The organism is Synechococcus sp. R55.7 (assembly GCF_047461955.1).
GTDB lineage: Bacteria > Cyanobacteriota > Cyanobacteriia > Thermostichales > Thermostichaceae > Thermostichus.
Window position 1 is genome coordinate 1 of the sequence record NZ_JANSIC010000334.1, and the last position, 1,605, is coordinate 1,605.

1 protein-coding gene is annotated in these 1,605 nt (G+C 61.1%); it reads right to left on the reverse strand.

The annotated features are described in order from the left end of the window. Nucleotides 1-1,605 (reverse strand): malto-oligosyltrehalose trehalohydrolase (gene treZ / locus NW820_RS12285; protein WP_414407630.1); only part of this gene is annotated, 1,605 nt, incomplete at both ends.

Sequence of the window (1,605 nt, forward strand, 5' to 3'; positions counted from 1 at the left end):
GGATCCCTTTCCCAACCACTGGGCCTCGTGGCTATCCAAAAGCTTCTCCCAGGTGCCGCTGGGCCATTGGGTATAGGTGACTGGCTGATCGGGGCTGAAATTGAAAAGGGCAAGCAAAGCCTGGGATCCGTGGCGGCGGTGCAGGGCAAGGCCAGCGCCCGAAAACAGCTCCACTTCCACTCCATCCCGCTCCAAGTGCTGGAGAGCCGGTTGGGTTTTGCGCAGCCGGATCAGGGTCTGGTACCACTTCCAGAGAACCTGGTGGTGACCGGCCTTTTTCAACTCCCAATTCAGCTTGGAGCGCAAGAAAGTCTCTTCAGCTTGGGGATCCGGCGGCTCTCCCTGCCAGGCAAAGGCGCTGAACTCGCGGCGGCGTCCTTGGCGCACCGCTTCCACCAGGTCGGGATCCCCGTGGCTGACAAAATACAGAAATGGCGCCACTTCCCCATACTCTTCCCCCATAAATAGCAGCGGCAGCATGGGAGCTAGCAGCAGGGCAGCGGCAGCCAATTTGAGGCCCTCGAAAGAGGTGAGCTGGCTAAGGCGCTCTCCCAGCCTGCGGTTGCCCACCTGGTCGTGGTTTTGAATGCAGACAACAAATTGGGATCCCGGTCGCCCAACAGCGGAGTTGCCGTGACGCCTGGCGCGGTAGCAGGAGTACTGGCCAGAATAAACGTAGCTCTCCCGGTAAGCCTTGGCCAGGTGCTCCAATTCGCCAAAGTCCTGGTAGTAGCCTGTCTTTTCCCCGGTAAGCAGGGTGTGAAGTGAGTGGTGGAAGTCATCGCACCACTGGGCATCTAGCCCGTAGCCCCCTTGCTCTCGGGGGGTGATGAGGCGGACATCGTTGAGGTCGCTTTCGGCAATGAGAACCCTGGGCCGGCCAGTGCGAGCTTCTAGGGCATCCACCTGCTCTGCCAATTCCTGCAAGAAGGGGTAGGCGCTGAAGTCGTAGATGGCATGCACCGCGTCCAGCCGCAGCCCATCGAGATGAAACTCCTCCAGCCAGTACTCGGCGTTTTGTAGGAAAAACTCTCGCACGCCGTCAGAATAGCGGTCGTCGAAGTTGAGGGCATCCCCCCAAGGGGTGTGGTACTTGTCGGTGAAGTAGGGGCCAAAATCCCGCAGGTAGTTCCCCTCCGGCCCCAGGTGGTTGTAGACCACATCCAAGATGACGGCCAAACCCAGTTGGTGGCAGGCATTGACTAGGGCTTTGAAGCCTGCCGCTCCTCCATAGCTGGTCTGCACCGCGTAGGGGTAGACGCCGTCGTAGCCCCAGTTGCGCTCTCCTGGAAACTGGGCCACCGGCATCAGCTCCAGCACGTTTACCCCCAACTCCACCAACTCCGGCAGGCGAGGGATCAGAGCAGCAAAGGTGCCCTCGAGGGTAAAGGTGCCTACATGCAGCTCGTAGAGGATCCACTGAGACAGGGGGATCCCCTTCCACCCCTGATCCTGCCAGTCGAAGCGGGGATCCACCACCCGCGAGGGGCCGTGGACGCCGTAGGGCTGGCAGCGGGAAGCGGGATCCGGTCGCTCCACTACCCCTGCCTGGGTGTGCAGACGGTAGAGATAGTCCACCGGCCCAGGCGGGATCCCGTCCACCTC